Genomic DNA, 18,866 nt, shown 5'->3' with positions numbered 1-18,866 from the left:
TACATCACCCTCGCCGCCAGCGACACTCCCGCGAAGCGGGTTCGTGCATCGACCCATTGCGGTCATTCGTGATGCAGATCAGAATGGCCTGATGACCAGTGTCGTTTACCTTTCGCCCGGTGAAGACATGCCCGACCACGGTGACGATATGCGTTGGCTAAGGATTGAGGCATCTGACGATGGCAGGTTTTCCGGGTCAGGCGGTTCGTTCAAAGCTAATGGTGATTGGGTTGGCTATGGCTCACTTGCCGAAGATGACGTTAGCCTTGAAGCTGCTTTGGCCGCCGCTCAGCAATGGGCTGCCAAATATGACGTGCCGACCATCTGGATTCAGCTTGCGCCGTAGGTCTGTTTTCCACCTACTCGCGGTCATGCTCGCAGCTTAGCTTTTGTCCCATGTGCGGACTTCTTCTGGTCTGACGAGGTGCGCCAATCTGTCGTTGCGCCCTCCCAACGAAAAAGGCCGCCCCCGAAGGGAGCGGCCTTTGCGTTTGCAGTCAGGACCGGATCAGAACTCGGCCTTGAGCCCGACGGAGAAGCTCGTGCCCACATCGAAGGTGTTGATCTCGATGCGGTTGCCGTTGAACTCCTGGAACTCGAAATTGTCGCGGCCGAAGATGTTGCGCACATCGAAGCTCAGCTCGAGCGGAACGCCGCCCAGCTTCAATTCGCCGCGCGCGACGAAATCGACCGTCAGGCCCGGGTCCTCGACCACGTCCGGCAGAGGCCCGCCGCGCAGGGTGACGCGCTCGCTCGCGTAGTTGATGAGGAAGGTGAACTGCTGCACCTTCTCGGTATCCTCGAGGCCGATCGAGAGGTTCGCGACGTGATCCGACTGGCCGACCAGCGGCGCGCCGGCATCGAACAGCAGACTCGCGTCCTGGTTGGGCGTGCCGGGCACCGGCGCGAGATCGCCCGCTGCCACCGTGATGCTCGACTTGCTGTAGGTGTAGTTCGCCAGCACCAGCAGCTGCTTCGTCGCGAAGAACCCGCCCCAGTCATAGAGATCGAAGGCGTACGAGGCGTCGAGCTCGGCCCCGTAGAGTTCGGCCCCCGGCGCATTGGCGAAGCTGGTGCGCAGTTCGCCGGGCACGAAGATCAGGAAGTTCTCGATCGGGTTCGAAATGTCTTTGTAGAACCCTGCCAGGCTGACCTTGTTGCGACCGCCGAGGTAGTATTCGGCGCGCGCTTCGACGTTGGTCAGCTCGCTGTCCTGCAGGAACGGGTTACCGATGTAGCGGCGGTTCGATTCCGGATCGAAGTAGAGCTGTTCGACCAGTTCGCGGAACTGCGGGCGGGCGATGGTCTGCGAGGCCGAGACGCGCAGCTGCAGATCGTCGGTCGCCTCGAAGGTGATTGTCCCGCCGGGCAGCAGGTAATCATTGTTGATGTTGGTGGGAGTCGCGCCGGCGATTGGGGTGTTGAAGATCGTCTGGTCGATCGCCACCGTCTGCGAGCCGTCCTCGAAGCGGACCCCGGCTTCGACGGACAGGCGGTCGGTCGCCGCCCAGCGGACCTGGCCGTAGCCGGCGTGGACCACCAGCGCCGCGTCGAACACCGGGAAGGGCGAGCGTTCGAGGATCGTAACGTCGAAGAACCGGCTTCCGGCGGGCGCCACGGTGCCATTGGGAAGCGTCACAGGACCCGGTGTAGTGGCGGTCGTCGCGCCGGTGATGATGCTGCCCGGCTGGCGCAGGCCCAGCGAGAGGATCAGGGAGCTGGCCGCCTGGGGCGTGAGGAAAGCGTTGCACACCGTGCCGCAGGACACCAGCGGCTGGAACGAGCGGCTGGAGGAACGGCGACTGGTGTCGTAGTAGGAATAGCCGACCGTCACGTCGAGCGAATCGAGCAGCTCGTAGGAGACGTCAATCCCGCCGAAATACTGGTCTTCCTGCAGGTCGTCGAATTCCACCTGCGGGCGATTGGCGAACTGCTGGCCGCCGATCCCACCGATATTGGCTACGAAGCGGTCGCCGAACGGGTCGCCCGGGTTGCCGGTGCGGACATATTCGATCGTCGCGTTGAACGGCGCCTCGCGGTCGGTGCGCGCAAAGCCGCCGCGCAGGTCGATGCCGAGCTTGCCGAAGTTCAGCTCGGTGACGAGCTGCGTGTCGATCAGCTGGCGTTCGAACCAGCCAGTCTGCTGTTCGATGAAGTCGAAGCCGTCGACCCCAAGCAGGAAATCGGTCCGCTCGCCCAGACGCGCGGTCTTGAGCGTGTCGCGGATGTAGAGGTTGGTCCAGCGCACCGTGTGCTCGCCGATGTCGAGACCCACCCCGATCAACGCGTTCACCAGCACGTTGTTGTCGGTGATGAAGGTCGTGCCGGATTCGTTGAGCTGGCTGAGGTCGCCGTTGCCGACCTGGCTCAGCACCGAACGGTTGCGGTACTTGTTCGAGATCCCGCCGGTCGCGATCACGCCGAGATAGGTGTCGTCACCCAGCTCCACCGAGAAGCCGCCGGTGAGATTGGCGCTGAAATTGGCGCGCAGGTTGGGGATGCGCTGAAGCGTGACGAGGTTGGTCGGGAACAGCTGCGCTGCGATCGGGCCGGTAATGGCGGGGCTGACCGAATCGATCCGCTCGCCGCTGTCGAAGAAGGCCTGCAGGTTCGACGGGATGTCGCGGTTGCCGTTGTCGAAACCGAACACGTCCCAGTCGCTGCCGAAATAGCTGAGGCCGTTCTCGAAGGTGGTCTCGGTATCGCCGCTGCCGCTGATGCTGAGCGTCAGGAAGTCCTCGGTGGGCACGGCCTTGGTGGTGAGGTTGATCACCCCGCCGCCGAACTCGAGCGGGAAGTTGGCCGAATAGGACTTCTGCACCAGCGAGGAGGAGATCACGCTGGTCGGGAAGATGTCGAGCGGGACGACGCGGCTGAGCGGTTCGGGGCTCGGCAGCGGCAGGCCGTTGAGCAGGGCGAGCGAATAGCGGTCGCCGAGGCCGCGCACGAAGACGCGGCCGTTGCCGACCAGCGACAGGCCGCTGACGCGGCCGAGCGCGCCGGCGATATCGCCGTCGCCGGTGCGGGCGATGTCGGCTTCGGTGAGCACGTTGAGCACCTGACCCGAGGAGCGCTCCGGATTGCGGCCGCGGCGGCCGGTGACGATGATCTCGCCGCCCGGGATCGAGATGTCGGCCTCTTCGACCGGCGGTTCGCCCTCGACCTCTTCAGTGAGCGGATCCTGCGGCGCTTCCGCTTCGGTCGCGGTGTCCTCGGTCACGTCCTGCGCGTGCAGCATCGAGGGCAGGGTGAGCGACGTGGTGAGAAGCAGCAGCCCTGCCAGGCGCTTGCCGGTCAACATAATGCGAGACCCCCTCATGAATAGGCCTTTGAACAGATTTGGCCCGCGCGGGGCCACATAGAAAGAAAGGGGAGGCGCGCGTCACGACGCGGCGCCCCCCCGTTTCGAAAGGCGCGATCAGCTGAAGACCGGCAGGGTCGTGCAGGCAGTGCCGGTGCCGCCGAAGCTGAACACCGCCGAGTTGCAGGTCCAGCCGCGGAAGGTGTCGAGCCCGGCCGCGTTCTGCACCGCACCGATGAAGGTGCGGGCCGGCGCGAAGAAGCTCGAGCGCGGCGTGGCGTCGAAGGCGGTCACGCCGGTCTCGCCGGTACCGTTCACCACCGTGTCGACGAGGGTGATCGTGAAGTTGAGGTTCACGTTCGAGCCCGCAGTGATCGCCGCAGCCGCAGTGGCAACGCCGCGCACCTGGTTCGAGGCACCGCCGTCGCAGACCACCGAGTTGAAACCGATCAGGTTGTCCACGGTCAGCTGCTCGTCGACGCGCACGCAGTGGGTGCCGGTGCCATCGAGACGGTTCATGACGGTGTTGGTGAGGCCGAAGGCCGCACCGCCGCGCAGACGCAGCATCGCGGCGTTCGAACCGGCAATGCGCTCGACCATCGTCGCGTTGTTCACCTGCAGACGGGTGCGCGGGATGGCGTTGATCGGGGTGGCGACGTTGTCGTTCGAGTCGAGCTCGATGATCGAGTCGCCGGTGCTGGAGCGCTGGACCGCGATGAACGTGTCGACATTGACCTGCGCGCCGGTGTCGACGTCGAGCGAGTCGTCCGACGCGCCGATCACCGCGAGGTTGCGGACGTTGAAACCGCCGCCGAAGAACTCGACGCCGTCATCCGAGCTGTTGAACGACTGGACGTTGGCGATGGTGGTGCCCGAGCCGACGCCGCCGGTGGTCAGCGACTGGAGCTCGTTGCCCGGCGCCAGTTCGAAGCCCGAGAAGCGCAGCTGGTTGAAGGTGAACGAGCCCGAGTTGTCGGCCGCCTGGTTGCCGCCATAGGGCACGGTGACGGCCGAACCTTCGAGGTTCTGCTGGCACTGCGGGTTGGCGCCCGGGGTCGCTGCGGTGTTCACGCCGCCGGTCGCGCAGTCGGACACCGGAGCACGGCCGAGCAGCACGACGCCGCCCCACTGCTGCTGGCTGTTGTCGCTGGCGACGCCGATCACGTTGTCGCGGCTGGTCCAGATGATCGGGCGGGCCGCGGTGCCATTCGAGATCAGGCGGTTGCCGCGGTTGACGATCAGCGCCGAGTTGCCCTGGGCGAACAGGATCACGCCCGGCTCGATGGTCAGGGTGACAGAGGTGTTGGTGGTGCCGAAGCCCTGATCGGTGCCGACCTGCGTCGCGCCCTGGATCTGGTAAAGCAGGCCGCGGATGAAGGGCAGGGTGTCGGAGGTTGAGATGGTCGCAGGCAGGGTGCACACGCGATAGGTGCCAGTCGGGCCGGAGATGGTTCCGGCGTCGGTCAGGCCGCCGGCGGTCGCGATGGTCGGGCAGCCGCCTGCCGGGGTCACCAGAGTCTGGGTGGGAGTGGGGGTCGGGGTGGGCGCCGGGTTGTTGATGATGATGTCGCCGCCGGTGCCGGGCGAAACGATCTCATCCGCGCCGCAACCCGCCAGAGCGACCAGGCTGCAACCCAGAATCAGAGTGCGTTGGATGTTTTTCACGAGCGTGGGTCCCCTCTTGAGCCGAGAATCGAGTTAGGCGCTTGATCTGTTGCGCTGAAGGCTGGCTAGGGGGCGTTCATGACCGAATTGTTGCAGCATGACAGTGGCATGGCATTTGCTGTAATATGACTGAAGAAAGACAAATATGACAAAGCGATTCCCTCGGAGGAGCTGCGGCGCTGGGGGAGGTGTCACGAAAATATAGAAAATAATCAGAAGGTTGAGCTTGTAAATTACAAATAAAAGACAATGTTACAGTTATGTTGCATTCGCTCCCCGTCACAGGCATGATGCCTGCCTGATCGAAGAGGAGCCATACCGATGTCCGTAGCCTTTCTTGCACTGGCGCTCGCCGCCGCACCCCCGCTTGCAGACACTCCCGTCGCCCCCGAACTCGCCGCGCGCATGATCGCTGCAGGCCGCGCCGAGCAGGCCATCGCCTCGCTGGAAAAGGCTAGCGCCGCCGATCCGCAGGATGCCGCGGTGCTGATCAATCTCGGCATCGCCTATGCCCAGACGGGTGACGAGGTGCGGGCGCGCGATGCCTTCCGGCAGGCGCTGGCCTGCAACGAGGTGATCGAGCTCGAGACCGCCGACGGCACCGCCACCGATTCGCGGCGGCTGGCGCGAAAGGCGCTAAGGATGCTCGAGCGCGGCGAATTCCGCGGCGCGGCGGGCGCGGCAGGCACGCTGAGCTTCCGCGACCAGTGACCGTTTTACAGGGCGCGCCGGGGAGCCGCTTGCGCGAAATTGCGCGTAGTGCCGCCCCGGTAACCCACCGGTAATCATCCCGTGGCTTTCCTCATACTGTCACCTGCCTGTCATTTAGGATAGACAAAGGGAGACACTCTGGAGGGCCGAGACATGATTCTCGCCGCGGCTTGCCGCGTCATGACAATTGCTGCGGGTACGGCGCTCGCCTTCGGCCCCGCGGCCGAGGCGCGCGCGGATGTGCTGGAGCTGGATGCGGGCGGCGCGCGCTGGGTGGCGGGGCCGCTTGCCGGTCAGAGCGCCGTTCCCGGACCGGCTGCTGCGCCTGCTCCCTCCGGACAGGCCGAGCCTGGCGAGGGGCCTGCTTTCGCCGTTCCCGATTTCGCCGTCGCCGACCCGGCGCGCCACGCCGCCGGCGTGCCAGCGCGCTATGCCGCCAAGATCGCCGAGCTTGCGGCCCGCTTCGATATCTCGCCCGCGCTGCTCGAGGCGGTGGTGTGGCAGGAGAGCCGCTGGAACGAGAACGCGGTCTCGCCGGTCGGCGCGCAGGGGCTTGCCCAATTGATGCCGGGCACCGCGCGCTATCTCGGTGTTGACCCGCGCGATCCTTTCGCCAATCTCGAAGGCGGGGCGCGTTACCTGCGCGAACAGCTCGACCGCTTCGGCGGCGACATCGAGAAGGCGCTCGCTGCCTACAACGCCGGCCCGGGACGGGTCGAGCGATCGGGCGGGGTGCCCAATATCCGCGAGACAAAGCAGTATGTGGCCGCCATCATGGGGCGGCTGTCCAACCATGCGCGCGCGCCCGGCCAGTAACCGGGCGCCCTGACGCGCACGAATGAACATCGAGAAACTGAGAAAGACATGATGCCCAAGGTCCGTATTCCCGTCCGTCTTGCCGCCGCCCTCGCGCTGGTCTCGGCCCACACTGCTGCCTTCGCCCAAGGCGCCGATCCCGCCGGTTCGGGTCCGATCAACAACGCGCTGCTGTGGCTCCAGGGCACGCTGCTCGGCACGGTGGCGACCACCATTGCGGTGATGGCGGTCGCCGCGATCGGCTTCATGATGCTCACCGGCCGGATGAACTGGCGCTTCGGCGCGACCGTGATCATCGGCGTCTTCATCCTGTTCGGTGCGACCACCATCGTTGCCGGCATCCAGCAAGCGGCTGGTTAAGCACATGAGCGAGCTCGTCCGCCACCCCGTCCACCGCGCGCTCACCCGCCCGCAGATGTTCGCCGGCGTGACGATGAACTTCTTCATCATCAACATGATGGTGACGACGATCGCCTTCCTGATCCTGCGCAACCTGCTGATCCAGAACGGGCTGTTCCTGCTCGGCTTCCTGCTGATCCCGGGGGTGATGCACGGCATCGGCTACTTCGCTTCCTTGCGCGAACCGCGTATCTTCGACCTGTGGATCACGAAGGTTTCGAAGTGCCCGCGCGTTCCCAATTACAAGCGCTGGGGGTGCAACTCCTATGCGCCTTAAGGACGTATCGTCATGGTGAAATGGATCGGAGCCGCCGCGTGGAGCGCGAAGGAAGCCCTGGTCGGTGACCGTCTGCCCTATGACCGGCTGATCGACGAGAACACCGTGCTGCTGCGGGACGGCAGCGTGATGAGCGCCATCCAGGTGCCGGGCCTCTTGTTCGAGACCGAGGACAGCGATGCCCTCAACGCCCACGCCGCCACCCGCGAGGTGATGCTGCGTTCGACCCTCGATGCGCGCTTCGTGATGTATCACCACGTCATCCGCCGCCGGGTCGAGGTGGAACTGGATGCCGAATTCCCCGACCCGCTCTCGCGCCATATCGATGCGCGCTGGAAGCAGCGGCTGGCGGGCGGATCGCTGTTCATCAACGACCAGTTCGTCACGCTGATCCGCCGCCCTGCGCGCGGCAAGACCGGCCTGCCAGAGCGTATCGCGAAGATGTTCAGCCGCGCCGGGCAGGAAGAGCTGGAAGCCGATCCCAAGGACGTCCGCAGCCTCAAGGCCGCGATCACCGGGCTGGTCGCCTCGCTCCAGAGCTACGGCGCGGCGGTGCTCGGGGACTATCAGGCACCCGGCACCGGCGGCACCAATTCCGAGATGCTGGAGCTGCTCAGCGCGCTCTACAACGGCGAGATGCGCCCGGTGCGCCGGCCTTCCCCCGATACCGACATCGGCGACATGCTGCCCTATCGCCGCGCCTCCTTCGGGCTCGATGCGATGGAACTGCGCGGCAGCGCCGCGCCCGATTTCGCCGCGATCCTCGGCCTGAAGGACTATCCCGAGGCGACCTCGCCGGGCCTGCTCGACAATCTGCTGCGCCTGCCGTTCGAGATGGTCGTCACCGAAAGCTACGCCCCCAACGAGCGCACCACGGCCAAGGAGCGCATCGACCTTGCGCTGCGCCGCTCGCGCTCGGTCGATGAAGAGGCCGCAGCCGAACGCGCCGACATGCTCGCCGCGCGCGACAGCCTCGGCAACGGGGCGGTCGGCTTCGGCGATCACCACCTCACCGTGCTGGTGCGCGAGAAGACGCTCCCCGCGCTCGACGACGCGATGGCCGCCTGCGCCGCCGCGCTCGCCGATACGGGCGCCATCGCGGTGCGCGAGGACACCAACCTCGAGCCCGCCTTCTGGGCGCAGTTCCCGGGGAACGAGGAATATATCGTCCGCCGCGCGCTGATTTCCTCGGCCAATATGGCAGGCTTCGGCAGCTTCCACGGCTTTGCGCTGGGGCAGGCGGGCGGCAACCACTGGGGCGATGCGGTGACGCTGCTGGAGACAACCAGCGCGACGCCGTTCTTCTTCAACTTCCACCACGGCGACCTCGGCAACTTTTCGGTCATCGGGCCGAGCGGGTCCGGGAAGACGGTCGTCATGAACTTCCTGGCGGCCCAAGCGCAAAAATTCAAACCGCGCACCATCCTGTTCGACAAGGATCGCGGCGCGGAGCTGTTCATCCGCGGGATCGGCGGGCGTTATGATCGGATCGCACCGGGGATGCCGACCGGCTTCAACCCGCTCGCGCTTCCCGACACGCCCGCCAACCGCGCCTTCCTGCGCGACTGGCTCGCCGTACTCCTGAAGGCCGACGGGCCCGAGGAATTCGCGACGCTCTCCGCCGCGGTCGATGCGACCTACGCCAACGATCCCTCGCTGCGGCGCCTGCGCCATTTCAAGGAACTGCTCGCCGGTGCCCGCCGTCCGGAGCCGGGCGATCTGGCCGATCGCCTCGGCGCATGGATCGGGGAGGGCGAGCACAGCTGGCTGTTCGACAACGCGCGCGACCAGCTCGATCTCGAAACCCGCGTCATGGGCTTCGACATGACCGCGCTGCTCGAAAACCCGCGGCTGCGGACGCCGACCATGATGTACCTGTTCCACCGCATCGACGAGCGGCTGGACGGGCAGCCGACCATGATCCTGATCGACGAGGGCTGGAAGGCGCTGGACGACGAGGTCTTCGCCGCGCGCATCCGCGACTGGCTCAAGACCCTGCGCAAGCGCAATGCGCTGGTCGGGTTTGCCACACAGTCAGCCCGCGACGCGCTCGATAGTCGCATTTCGACCGCGCTGGTCGAGCAGACCGCGACGATGGTGTTCATGCCCAACAGCCGCGCGCGGGCGGAGGATTATTGCGACGGCTTCGGCCTCACCGCTCACGAATTCGCGCTGATCCGCTCGCTGCCCGCGCACAGCCGCTGCTTCCTCGTGCGCCAGCCCGATGCGAGCGTGGTGGTCCGGCTCGACCTGTCGGGCGCGCCGGAGGTGCTGACGATCCTTTCGGGCCGCGAGAGCGCGGTGCGCAGGCTCGATCTGCTGCGCGAAGCGGTCGGCGATGCGCCGTCCGCGTGGTATCCGCCGCTCACCGGCCGCGCCTGGCCCGACGGTCCGGGTGACCCCGAGGACGACAGCATGTGGCAGGCGGCGGAATGAGCGCGAATTGCGATCAGGCCGCCCAGGCAATGGGCACCGGCGTCTCCTCGGCGCTGACCGCGGTCGACTGTATCGCCGGCAATGTCTCCGAACAGGCCTTCAACCGCCTGTTCGGCGATGACGGCCAGCTCGCCTTCGCGCTGACCATCGTGCTGGGGCTCTATGTCGGCTTTTTCGGCATCTCGCTGATGCTCGGCCGTTCGAACATCTCGGTGCGCGCGCTTGTCCCCAAGATGATGACGCTGGGGCTGGTGCTGACCTTCGCGACCAGCTTCGTCGCCTTCTCGAGCGTGTTCTACAACATCTTCATCGGCGGCCCGGATCAGATCGCAGGGATCCTCACCGGCACACGCGGCGAGAGCGCCACGATGGTGTTCGCCCAGAAACTCGACGTGGTGTTCCAGGCGATCCAGCAGGCGAGCGGGGATACCTCCAACATCAGCGCCTTCTCCCCACCGGGGATGATGTGGCTTGGGGCGATGCTGCTCTTGCTGGGCACGGTGGGCATGCTGGTGACCGCGCGCATCGCGCTGGCGCTGCTGCTTGCGATCGGCCCGATCTTCGTGGTGCTGGCCCTGTTCGACGGCACGCGCGGGCTGTTCACCGGCTGGCTCAAGGGCCTGACGATGATGGCGATCACCCCGCTGCTGGCCGTGCTGGGCGGGTCGATCATGCTCGAAATTTCGGTTCCCGTGCTAGCCGCGCTGGTGGCGGTGCCGGGCAAGATCGACCAGCAGGCGGCGATGGCCTTCTTCCTGATCGGCGCGGTGCATGTCGCGCTGATGCTGCTGTCCCTGAAGGTCGCCACCACGATGGTCGCGAACTGGCAGGTCTTCGGTCTCGTGCCGGGCGAGGAGCGCGAACGCCCGGTCGAAGACCTGCGCCCGGTTGCCGTGCCGCAAGGCGCCGGCACGGCCCCGCGCAACACCAATGTCGCCCCCGTCACGCCGCTCGCGACCGCGCGCCGCGCCGATGTGGCGCCGCCGCCGCCGCAGGTGGTGGTCGCCAACGACACCGGCAGCGATGCCGGTGCGGCCCGCGATACCCGCGTGATCGCCGCTGCCGCAGCGGGCGGGCAGGTGGTGCCGCTCACTGCGGCACCGCAGCGCACCCGCGGGATCGGCAACCGCTTCCGCCCCGCGCCCTCGGGCCCGTCCGCGCCCGCCCCAAAGCCGACGATGCCCCCCACGGAGACCTATCAATGACCCGGCCCTCGCTCCTCGCGAGCCTCGCTTTTGCCCTTGCCCTTGCCGCCCCGCTCGCCGCGCAGGACAGCCGGCTCCAGACCCTTGTTTACGATGCCGACGCGGTGGTGCGCATCGATGGCCGGGTGAAAGTCCAGACCACCATCAAGTTTGCCCCCGACGAGATCATCGAAAACGTCGCGATCGGGGATTCGGCGGCCTGGCAGGTGCAGCCCAACAAGGCGCAGACGATCCTGTTCGTGAAGCCGCTGGAACCGGCCGCGCGCACCAACATGACCGTGGTGACCGACAAGCGGACCTATCTGTTCGACCTCGTCGCCAGCCCCAAGGCGTCCGCGCTCTACGTCCTGCAATTCCGCTACCCCGAACTCGAGAAGGCGGCCGAGGAAGCGCGCCTTGCTGCCGAGGCCGAGGCCGAGGCGAAGGCGCAGCTCGCCGCCAACGCGATCGATCCCGCCACCGGCGGCCCCGTGACCCCGCCCAAGCCGGCCGAACCGCCCAAGCTCAACTTCGCCTGGTCGAGCGCGGGTACGCCCGAGCTCCTGCCCAACCGCGCCTATGACGATGGCGATGCGGTGTATCTGACCTGGGGCCCCGGCATGCCGATCCCCGCGATCCTCATCACCAATGCCGAAGGTGACGAGGGGCCGGTCAACTACACCACCCGCGGCGATACCGTGGTGGTCGAAGGGGTGCCGCCGCAGATCATCCTGCGATCGGGCCGCGACAGCGCCACCCTCACCAACACCGGGCCGATGCCGCCGTCATCGCGGCAGGCCGGACTTTCCGCAAGGCGCGGGAAGGGCAAGAAATGATCGTTCAACCGAACCACCCTGCCAAGGAGAGCATCTGATGCGTCTGGCCATGCGTTTGCCGTCCAAGAAAGGCTCAGGAGAAGGCAACGAGGACGGTGTCGATCCGCGCACCCGCGAATCTGCCGAGATCATCGATCTTGCCAGCCGCGCGGCCTTCCCCGCGGTCACCGACCGCAAGGCCAAGGGTGACGGAGTCGGGCTCGCGGCCGGCGTGGCCGTGGTCGGCCTGCTCGGCGCGGTGACCTTCTGGGCAATGAACGCCGCGCGCACGGCCGAGCCGCAGGGGATCGGCAATCCCGCCGTCGCACCGGCCACGCCCGTGCCGGTGATGCAGCCCGCGCAGCCGATGGGCGATCCCGCGCAGATGCAGCCGGCCCCTGTGCCGGTCATGCCGCAGGGCGATCCTGCGCCGATGCCGGTTTTTGCCGGCAATCCCGGCGCGGCGAGCGTGCCTGCCGCCAATCCCTATGGCAGCCCGATGCTCGCCTTCGACGGCAGCTCCGCACGGGGCTTGCGCCTTGGCGAGGCGCCCTCCGCGCCCGCCCCGGGCACGCCGGCCCCGGCAGGTGTGGGCGCCACGGGCGGTGCGGCGGGCTTCGCCAGCAGCATCGGCGGCGTGGGCGGCGGGCCGGCCCAGGCGCGCGCCATGACCAACCCGTCGACCACCGTGACCGAGGGCACGCTGATCCCGGCGATCCTCGAGACCGCGATCAACACCGACGTGCCCGGCTATGTCCGCGCGGTGGTCAACCAGGACGTGCGCAGCTTCGACGGCAAGCGCGTGCTCGTCCCGCGCTCGACCCGCCTGATCGGCCAGTACCGCGCAGGGGTAGAGCAGGGCCAGCGCCGCGCCTACGTGATCTGGACCCGCCTGATCCGGCCCGACGGCGTCTCGGTCAACCTCGCCTCGCCCGCAGTCGGCTTCGACGGGGCGACGGGCATCGAGGGCGACGTCAACAGCCACTTCTTCAAGCGCTTCGGCTCGGGCCTGCTGCTTTCGGTGGTCGGCGGCCTCGGCGCGGTGGCGACCGGCGGGATCGGCGGCGCGATCCTGGCGGGCAGCGCGCAGAACGCAGCCAACTCGGCGGTGCAATCGCAAGGCCAGATCAGCCCCACGATCCGCGTGCGCGCGGGCGAGCCGATCCGCGTCTACACCGCGCGCGATCTCGATTTCACCGCGGTCGGCGGCTGACAGGCATGAGCGCGGACGTGCATCGGCTGGAGACAGGCGAGGGCGCGGCAAGCACGCCGCTCTCCGCCGAGCGGTCGGTCTATCTCGACGCCTATCTCGCGCCTTTCCGCCGCTGGCTCGAACGTGACACCGTGACCGAGATCATGGTCAACCGCCCGGGCGAGGTGTGGATCGAGGACGCCGCCAGCCCTGGCATGCAGCGCATCGACACGCCCGAGATTGACGACCGGCTGGTCCAGCGCCTTGCCGAACAGGTCGCGCGGGTGAGCCATCAGGGGATCAACCGCGAGCATCCCTTGCTGGGCGCAACCCTGCCCGATGGCGCGCGTGTCCAGTTCTGCGGGCCTCCGGCGAGCCGCAAGCACTGGGTGATGGCGATCCGCCGCCACCGCCGGCTCGATCTGCCATTGGATGCCTATGACACCGGGCCGCTGGTGGGCGAGATGCAGTTCGACCTGCCCGATCCGCAGACCCAGCCGATCGCCTATCTGCGCGCCGCGATCCGCGCGCGGCGCACGATCCTGATCTCGGGCGGCACCTCGACCGGCAAGACCACTTTCCTCAACGCCATGCTCGGCGAGATCCCGCCGGAAGAGCGCGTGGTGCTGGTGGAAGATACCCCCGAATTGCGTTTTCCCGGCGAGAACGCGGTCGGACTTGTCGCCGTGAAAGGCGAGCTGGGCGAGGCCAAGGTCACCGCCAACGAGCTGCTCCAGGCAGCGCTCCGCCTGCGCCCCGACCGCATCGTGCTGGGCGAGCTGCGCGGCGCGGAGAGCGTCAGCTTCCTGCGCGCGATCAACACAGGGCACCCGGGTAGCTTCTCGACCATCCACGCCAATTCCCTACGCGGCGCGCTGGAGCAGTTGTCGCTGATGGTCATGCAGACCGGCATCGGCCTCACCCGCAGCGACACCATCGCCTATGCCGCAAGCGTGATCGACGTGATCGTGCAACTCGGCCGCGACGCCAACGGGAAGCGCGGGATCACTTCGATTGCGGATAGTAGATCGCTTGTCTGATCTGCGGTTTGGCGGGCCGTTCCGCGTTTGACGAATATGTGACAAGCGCGTCCTTCGCATTTACACGTAAGCCGCTTGCGAACACATGCGCGCCCGGCGCATCATGGCGCGCAAGACAAGGCCTGACCCGCAAAGGCGCGGGGGCGGGCGGGACAGGGAAGCGATGAGCACGTCACCGACCGGCACAGAACCCGCTGCCACCAGCGCGGCGGGCACCACCCAGATGGCGACCCTCGGTCCGGACGAATCCCCTTTCTTCAACCGCGAGCTTTCATGGCTCCAGTTCAACCAGCGCGTGCTGGCCGAGGCCTGCAACGAGGCCTACCCGCTGCTCGAACGCCTGCGGTTCCTGTCGATCTCGGGCAGCAATCTTGACGAGTTCATGATGATCCGCGTGGCGGGCCTTGTGGGTCAGGTGCAGCGCGGGTTCGATGCGCCCTCGATCGACGGACGCAGCCCCTCGCAACAGCTCGCCGCGATCCGCGATACGCTCGCCATCCTGTCGCAGCGCCAGCAGGCGATCTGGCGCAGCCTGCGCACGGGCCTTGCGGCAGCGGACATCCACGTCGCCGACGAGGAACGGGTCAGCCCCGAGGTCCACAAGTGGCTCAAAAGCTACTTCCTCAACGAGATCCTGCCGATCATCACGCCGCAGGCGCTGGACCCCGCGCACCCCTTTCCCTTCGTCCAGAACGAAGGGCTCGGCCTGCTGTTCACGCTGAAGCGCGAGGCGACGGCCGAGCAGCTGATCGAGATGGTGCTGATCCCCAGCGCGCTGCCGCGTTTCGTGCGCGTGCCCGATGCGGTGACAAGTGCCGGATCGGGGCAGGGTGGGGCGCTCTACATCTCGATCGCGCGGCTGATCCAGCGCTATGCTGGCGAGCTTTTCCCCGGCTTCTCGATCGAGGGCGACGGGCTGTTCCGGGTGCTGCGCGACAGCGATATCGAAATCGCCGAAGAGGCCGAAGACCTCGTGCGCACCTTCCGCAGCGCGATCCAGCGCCGCCGCCGCGGTCAGGTGATCCAGCTCGAGATCGACGAGGATTTCGATCCGGCGGCCGAAAGCCTGCTGCTCGACCAGCTCGGCATCAACGAGGCCGCGCTGATCAAGACCGACGGCATGATCGGGATCGACGGCCTCGCCGAGATCGTCCGCGAAGACCGGCCCGACTTGAAGTTCGACGCTTACTCCCCGCGCTTTCCCGAGCGGATCCGCGAGCATGACGGCGATGCCTTCTCGGCGATCCGCGAAAAGGACATCGTCATCCACCACCCCTACGAAAGCTTCGAGGTGGTGGTCGATTTCATCCGTCAGGCCGCAGCCGATCCCGATGTGGTGGCGATCAAGCAGACGCTCTACCGCGCCGGCAGCCAGTCGGCGGTGATCGGCGCGCTGATCGAGGCGGCCGAGGCGGGCAAGTCGGTCACCGCGGTGGTCGAGCTGAAGGCCCGTTTCGACGAGGAGCAGAACCTCAAATGGGCGAGCGCGCTCGAGCGCGCAGGGGTGCAGGTGATCTACGGCTTCACCGACTGGAAGACCCACGCCAAGGTCGCGATGGTGGTGCGGCGCGAGGGCGAGGGCTTTCGCACCTATTGCCACTTCGGCACCGGCAACTATCACCCGGTCACCGCCAAGATCTACACCGATTTGAGCTTCTTCACCGCCGACCCCAAGCTGGGGCGCGACGCGGCCAAGATGTTCAACTTCGTCACCGGCTACGTCGAGCCCCACGCATTGGAACGGCTGCACATCGCCCCGATCGATCTGCGTCAGGAAATCTACGAACGCATCGATACCGAGATCGCCAATGCTCAGAAGGGCAAGCCTGCGGCGATCTGGATGAAGTGCAACCAGCTGACCGATGAAGGCATGATCGAACGGCTCTATGCCGCCAGCAATGCCGGGGTGCAGGTCGAACTGGTGGTGCGCGGGATCTGCTGCTTGCGGCCCGGACTCGTCGGCCTGTCCGAGAATATCCGCGTCAAATCGGTGATCGGCCGCTTCCTCGAACACAGCCGCATCTACGCCTTCGCCAATGGCCACCCGATGCCGAGCGCCCATGCCGCGGTGTTCATCGCGTCTGCCGACATGATGAGCCGCAATCTCGACCGCCGGGTGGAGACGCTGATCCCCATCTTGAACCGCACGGTGCATGATCAGGTGCTGCAGCAGGTGCTGCTCGCCAACATGCTCGACAGCGAGCAGAGCTGGTGGCTGCATTCCGACGGCAGCTATTCGCGGGTCGAGACCGAGGAAGGCGTGAAGCCCTTCAATTGCCACCGCTATTTCATGACCAACCCCTCGCTGTCCGGGCGCGGCGGGGCGCTGGAGGCGGGCGCGGTGCCCAAGCTTTCGCTGCGACGGGGCGCTGTGGCATGATCTGGGGCAAGCGGCGGGCAGACCGCAACGGCTCGCTCGGCGGTGCGGGGGCGGAGCGTGCGATCATCGACATCGGTTCGAACACGGTGCGCCTTGTCGTCTATGGCGGCACGATGCGCGCGCCGACGGTGCTGCTGAACGAGAAGGTCACCGCCAAGCTCGGGCGCGAGATTGCCGCCACTGGCAGGCTGGCCGACGAGGCGATGGCGCTGGCGATGCGGGGGCTCAGGCGGTTCGCGCTGCTGCTCGCCGATCTGGGCATCAAGGACATCGAGACCGTCGCCACCGCGGCGGTGCGCGATGCGGCCAACGGCCCGGAATTCGTGGCCGAGCTGCGCGCGATCGGTTTGAAGCCGCGGGTGATATCGGGCGAGGAAGAGGCACTGCTCAGCGCTCACGGCGTGATCGGGGCCTTCCCCGATGCGCACGGGATCGTCGCCGACTTGGGTGGCGGCAGCCTCGAGCTGGTGCGCGTCGCGGGCGGGGCCTGCGAGGGCGCGAGTTCGCTTCCGCTGGGCACGCTGCGCCTGCCCGAACATCGCGGCAAGAACCCCAAGACGGCCAGTGCCGAGATGAAGAAGTCGCTCGACAAGGCGATCCGCAAGGGCGGGTGGGACCTTGCCGCCAATCCCGCGGCCGAGAATGGCGCGCTCTACCTAGTGGGCGGCACGTGGCGGGCGATGGCGGTCTATGCGATGGCCGCGAAGGGCTGGCCGCTGAGCGATCCGCACGGCTTCGAGCTCGACGCAGCGGGCGCGCAGGAATTGGCCACGGCGCTGGCGGCGAGCGAGAGCGACGCGCTCAAGACCCGCGAACGCATCTCGACGATGCGTGCCGAAAAGCTCCCCGACGCCGCGGTGCTGCTCCAGGCGCTGCTTGCCCGGCTGGCGCCGGAGCGCGTGGTGTTCTCCTCGTGGGGCCTGCGCGAGGGGCTGCTCTACGATCGCCTGCCGGAAGCCACCCGCGCAGCCGACCCGCTGCTCGCAGGGGTTGCGGCCTTCGCCGGCCAGCGCGGCACGCAGCCCCAGCTGGCGACGCGGATGGCGGCCTGGACCCTCGACGCCGCCCCTGCGCGGGGCCACGGCTCGGAGCGGCTGCGGCTGGCGGCGACCATGCTCGCGCTTGCCTCGATGCAGATCGAACCGAACATCCGCCTGCCGCAGGCGATCAACTGGGCGCTGCACAAGCGCTGGATCGGCGTCGACGGGAAGGGTCGCGCAATGCTCGCCGCGGCGGTGGCGGCCAATGGCAACCAGCTGTCCTTCCCGAGCGAAGTGCGCGCGCTCGCCAGCGAAGAGGCGCTCGAGGAGGCGGTGCGCTGGGGCCTTGCCTTGCGGCTCGCGCGAAGGCTCGGGGCGCAGAGCGCTCGCTCGCTCGAGGTCAGCCGCCTGCGGGTGGAGGAGAGCATGCTGGTGCTCGAACTCGCCGCCAGCCACGCCGCGCTGTTCGGCGCGCCGACCGAGAAGGACATGAAGCTGCTCGCCGGCCGGTTGGGCCTCGGCTGGCGGGTCGATATTGTCGACGAGATCGTGATGTAGGTTTACGCTGGCTTCTCGCTCCCGAAGGGCGAGAAGTCGGTGTCGATGTCGAACAGGTCGACACCCTCGGCCTGCTTCAGCCGGTTCACCACCACATAGGTGACCGGCGTCAGCACCGCCTCCCACGCCACCTTCAGTGCCCAGTTGGTGATCATCACGGTGATGACCGCCTCGGTCGTCCAGATGCCGAGGAAGGCGACGGGGTAGAAGATCAGGCTGTCGACCGCCTGGCCGACAAAGGTCGAGCCGATGGTGCGGGTCCACAGGGCGCGGCCCTTGGTCCAGACCTTCATCTTGGCAAGCACGAAGGAGTTGACGAACTCGCCCGCCCAGAAAGCGGTGATCGAGGCGAGGACGATGCGCCAGGTGCTGCCGAAGACGCTTTCGTAGGTCATCTGGCAGATCGCCCCGCCCGGCACCGCGGGGTCGGCCGTGGTAGTGGGCGGACGCTCCCCGCCAAAGCCGCTCGCCGCGCATTCCCACCCGCCGAACGGGGGCAGGGCGGTGACGACGTAGGACATGAAGGCGAGGAAGATCATCGCCGCCGTCCCCACCCAGATCACCCGGCGCGCCTTGGCAAAGCCGTAGATCTCGGTCAGCACGTCGCCGATCACGTAGCCGAGCGGGAAGAACAGAATGCCCGCGCCATAGATGAAGGTGCCATCAGGGGCGGGCCACAGGCCCTCGGGCCAGAACGGCACGTCGACATAGGTGAGCTTCGCCGCGCCGATGATGTTGGAGAGCAGCAGGATGGTGACGAAGCCTGCCATCACCAGATCATAGAAGCGGAAGGTCACCGGCGCGCGGCTGGTCGCAACGATCCCGTCGGTCGGATCGCGGTCGAAGGCGGCGGCGGGATCGGCGGATTGGGCGGCTGAAGCGGTGTTTTCCATCGCCCGGACGGTTAGCGCGATTCCCTTGGCGCGCAAAGCGCGCTAATGCCCCATCCGGCGCGCGCCCGTAGCTCATCTGGATAGAGCGCGAGACTTCTAATCTTGAGGCAGCAGGTTCGAGTCCTGCCGGGCGCGCCAAATCTTCCGTCCCTTCGGGGCGGGGGATTTGGCGGGCTCTCAAGGCCCGAGCCTTGTTCGGAATCGGAGCAGCCGCAGGCT

At 67.1% G+C, this 18,866-nt stretch carries 15 protein-coding genes and 1 tRNA gene; 13 read left to right on the top strand and 3 right to left on the bottom strand.

The features are described from left to right. The first annotated feature begins 91 nt into the window (after positions 1–91). A complete protein-coding gene (locus tag AX708_RS20500) occupies positions 92–346 on the top strand; it encodes a hypothetical protein (RefSeq protein ID WP_066525029.1) in 255 nt (84 codons plus the stop codon). A gap of 162 nt (positions 347–508) precedes the next feature. On the opposite strand, the gene AX708_RS12280 is transcribed toward AX708_RS20500, so the two are convergent. Further along, positions 509–3,301 carry a TonB-dependent receptor domain-containing protein gene (locus tag AX708_RS12280; RefSeq protein ID WP_066525027.1) on the bottom strand — a complete coding sequence of 931 codons (2,793 nt, stop codon included), beginning with the start codon at positions 3,299–3,301 and terminating at the stop codon, positions 509–511. A gap of 117 nt (positions 3,302–3,418) precedes the next feature. Then, positions 3,419–4,966 (bottom strand): hypothetical protein, encoded by a 1,548-nt coding sequence (locus tag AX708_RS12275; RefSeq protein WP_067490169.1) that lies wholly within the window; start codon positions 4,964–4,966, stop codon positions 3,419–3,421. A gap of 321 nt (positions 4,967–5,287) precedes the next feature. Here AX708_RS12275 and AX708_RS12270 point away from each other — a divergent pair, with 321 nt between their 5' ends. The 11 genes from AX708_RS12270 to AX708_RS12220 all read left to right on the top strand — a co-directional run bounded on the left by AX708_RS12270 (position 5,288) and on the right by AX708_RS12220 (position 17,754). Further along, positions 5,288–5,677, top strand: a complete 390-nt coding sequence (locus tag AX708_RS12270; RefSeq protein ID WP_066525014.1) for a tetratricopeptide repeat protein — start codon at positions 5,288–5,290, stop codon at positions 5,675–5,677. A 180-nt stretch (positions 5,678–5,857) separates the two neighbouring features. After that, complete coding sequence (locus tag AX708_RS12265; protein WP_066525006.1) at positions 5,858–6,493, top strand: lytic transglycosylase domain-containing protein; 636 nt, start codon at positions 5,858–5,860, stop codon at positions 6,491–6,493. A gap of 48 nt (positions 6,494–6,541) precedes the next feature. Next, the gene (locus AX708_RS12260) at positions 6,542–6,853 is read left to right on the top strand and encodes a TrbC/VirB2 family protein (protein ID WP_082745376.1); all 312 of its coding nucleotides are present in this window, start codon (positions 6,542–6,544) and stop codon (positions 6,851–6,853) included. A gap of 4 nt (positions 6,854–6,857) precedes the next feature. Continuing rightward, entirely contained in the window at positions 6,858–7,169 is a 312-nt protein-coding gene (locus tag AX708_RS12255; RefSeq protein WP_066525004.1) for a type IV secretion system protein VirB3, read from the top strand. Between the two features lie 12 nt (positions 7,170–7,181). Next, positions 7,182–9,605 carry a VirB4 family type IV secretion/conjugal transfer ATPase gene (locus AX708_RS12250; protein WP_066525002.1) on the top strand — a complete coding sequence of 808 codons (2,424 nt, stop codon included), beginning with the start codon at positions 7,182–7,184 and terminating at the stop codon, positions 9,603–9,605. After that, positions 9,602–10,810 carry a type IV secretion system protein gene (locus AX708_RS12245; protein ID WP_066524996.1) on the top strand — a complete coding sequence of 403 codons (1,209 nt, stop codon included), beginning with the start codon at positions 9,602–9,604 and terminating at the stop codon, positions 10,808–10,810. The genes AX708_RS12250 and AX708_RS12245 overlap by 4 nt, the downstream gene beginning before the upstream one ends. Then, positions 10,807–11,625, top strand: a complete 819-nt coding sequence (locus AX708_RS12240) for a TrbG/VirB9 family P-type conjugative transfer protein (RefSeq protein WP_066524990.1) — start codon at positions 10,807–10,809, stop codon at positions 11,623–11,625. The genes AX708_RS12245 and AX708_RS12240 overlap by 4 nt, the downstream gene beginning before the upstream one ends. 37 nt (positions 11,626–11,662) lie before the next feature. After that, positions 11,663–12,817, top strand: a complete 1,155-nt coding sequence (locus tag AX708_RS12235) for a TrbI/VirB10 family protein (protein ID WP_197425823.1) — start codon at positions 11,663–11,665, stop codon at positions 12,815–12,817. Between the two features lie 5 nt (positions 12,818–12,822). Continuing rightward, a complete protein-coding gene (gene virB11, locus AX708_RS12230) occupies positions 12,823–13,836 on the top strand; it encodes a P-type DNA transfer ATPase VirB11 (RefSeq protein WP_156443243.1) in 1,014 nt (337 codons plus the stop codon). A 223-nt stretch (positions 13,837–14,059) separates the two neighbouring features. Continuing rightward, positions 14,060–16,216 carry an RNA degradosome polyphosphate kinase gene (locus AX708_RS12225; RefSeq protein WP_066525066.1) on the top strand — a complete coding sequence of 719 codons (2,157 nt, stop codon included), beginning with the start codon at positions 14,060–14,062 and terminating at the stop codon, positions 16,214–16,216. Beyond that, a complete protein-coding gene (locus tag AX708_RS12220) occupies positions 16,213–17,754 on the top strand; it encodes a Ppx/GppA family phosphatase (protein WP_066524988.1) in 1,542 nt (513 codons plus the stop codon). The genes AX708_RS12225 and AX708_RS12220 overlap by 4 nt, the downstream gene beginning before the upstream one ends. Before the next feature lie 2 nt (positions 17,755–17,756). Here AX708_RS12220 and AX708_RS12215 read toward each other — a convergent pair whose 3' ends face one another. Further along, positions 17,757–18,647 carry a queuosine precursor transporter gene (locus tag AX708_RS12215; RefSeq protein ID WP_082745375.1) on the bottom strand — a complete coding sequence of 297 codons (891 nt, stop codon included), beginning with the start codon at positions 18,645–18,647 and terminating at the stop codon, positions 17,757–17,759. Between the two features lie 61 nt (positions 18,648–18,708). On the opposite strand from AX708_RS12215, the gene AX708_RS12210 reads away from it, so the two are divergent. Further along, positions 18,709–18,785, top strand: a tRNA-Arg gene (locus AX708_RS12210). Positions 18,786–18,866: the final 81 nt, after the last annotated feature.

This window comes from Erythrobacter sp. CCH5-A1, assembly GCF_001557115.1.
In the GTDB taxonomy this organism is placed as follows: Bacteria; Pseudomonadota; Alphaproteobacteria; order Sphingomonadales; family Sphingomonadaceae; genus Erythrobacter.
This window is presented reverse-complemented; position numbering and strand designations above follow the sequence as displayed.

What these genes read in the sequence shown, in the direction of transcription:
- AX708_RS12270 (WP_066525014.1), top strand. Translation starts at nt 5,288, where the DNA reads ATGTCCGTAGCCTTTCTTGCACTGGCGCTCGCCGCCGCACCCCCGCTT.
- AX708_RS12250 (WP_066525002.1), top strand. Translation starts at nt 7,182, where the DNA reads ATGGTGAAATGGATCGGAGCCGCCGCGTGGAGCGCGAAGGAAGCCCTG.
- AX708_RS12215 (WP_082745375.1), bottom strand. Translation starts at nt 18,647, where the DNA reads ATGGAAAACACCGCTTCAGCCGCCCAATCCGCCGATCCCGCCGCCGCC.
- AX708_RS12260 (WP_082745376.1), top strand. Translation starts at nt 6,542, where the DNA reads ATGATGCCCAAGGTCCGTATTCCCGTCCGTCTTGCCGCCGCCCTCGCG.
- AX708_RS12245 (WP_066524996.1), top strand. Translation starts at nt 9,602, where the DNA reads ATGAGCGCGAATTGCGATCAGGCCGCCCAGGCAATGGGCACCGGCGTC.
- AX708_RS12280 (WP_066525027.1), bottom strand. Translation starts at nt 3,301, where the DNA reads ATGTTGACCGGCAAGCGCCTGGCAGGGCTGCTGCTTCTCACCACGTCG.
- AX708_RS12255 (WP_066525004.1), top strand. Translation starts at nt 6,858, where the DNA reads ATGAGCGAGCTCGTCCGCCACCCCGTCCACCGCGCGCTCACCCGCCCG.
- AX708_RS12235 (WP_197425823.1), top strand. Translation starts at nt 11,663, where the DNA reads ATGCGTCTGGCCATGCGTTTGCCGTCCAAGAAAGGCTCAGGAGAAGGC.
- AX708_RS12225 (WP_066525066.1), top strand. Translation starts at nt 14,060, where the DNA reads ATGGCGACCCTCGGTCCGGACGAATCCCCTTTCTTCAACCGCGAGCTT.
- AX708_RS12220 (WP_066524988.1), top strand. Translation starts at nt 16,213, where the DNA reads ATGATCTGGGGCAAGCGGCGGGCAGACCGCAACGGCTCGCTCGGCGGT.
- AX708_RS20500 (WP_066525029.1), top strand. Translation starts at nt 92, where the DNA reads ATGACCAGTGTCGTTTACCTTTCGCCCGGTGAAGACATGCCCGACCAC.
- AX708_RS12240 (WP_066524990.1), top strand. Translation starts at nt 10,807, where the DNA reads ATGACCCGGCCCTCGCTCCTCGCGAGCCTCGCTTTTGCCCTTGCCCTT.
- AX708_RS12265 (WP_066525006.1), top strand. Translation starts at nt 5,858, where the DNA reads ATGACAATTGCTGCGGGTACGGCGCTCGCCTTCGGCCCCGCGGCCGAG.
- virB11 (WP_156443243.1), top strand. Translation starts at nt 12,823, where the DNA reads ATGAGCGCGGACGTGCATCGGCTGGAGACAGGCGAGGGCGCGGCAAGC.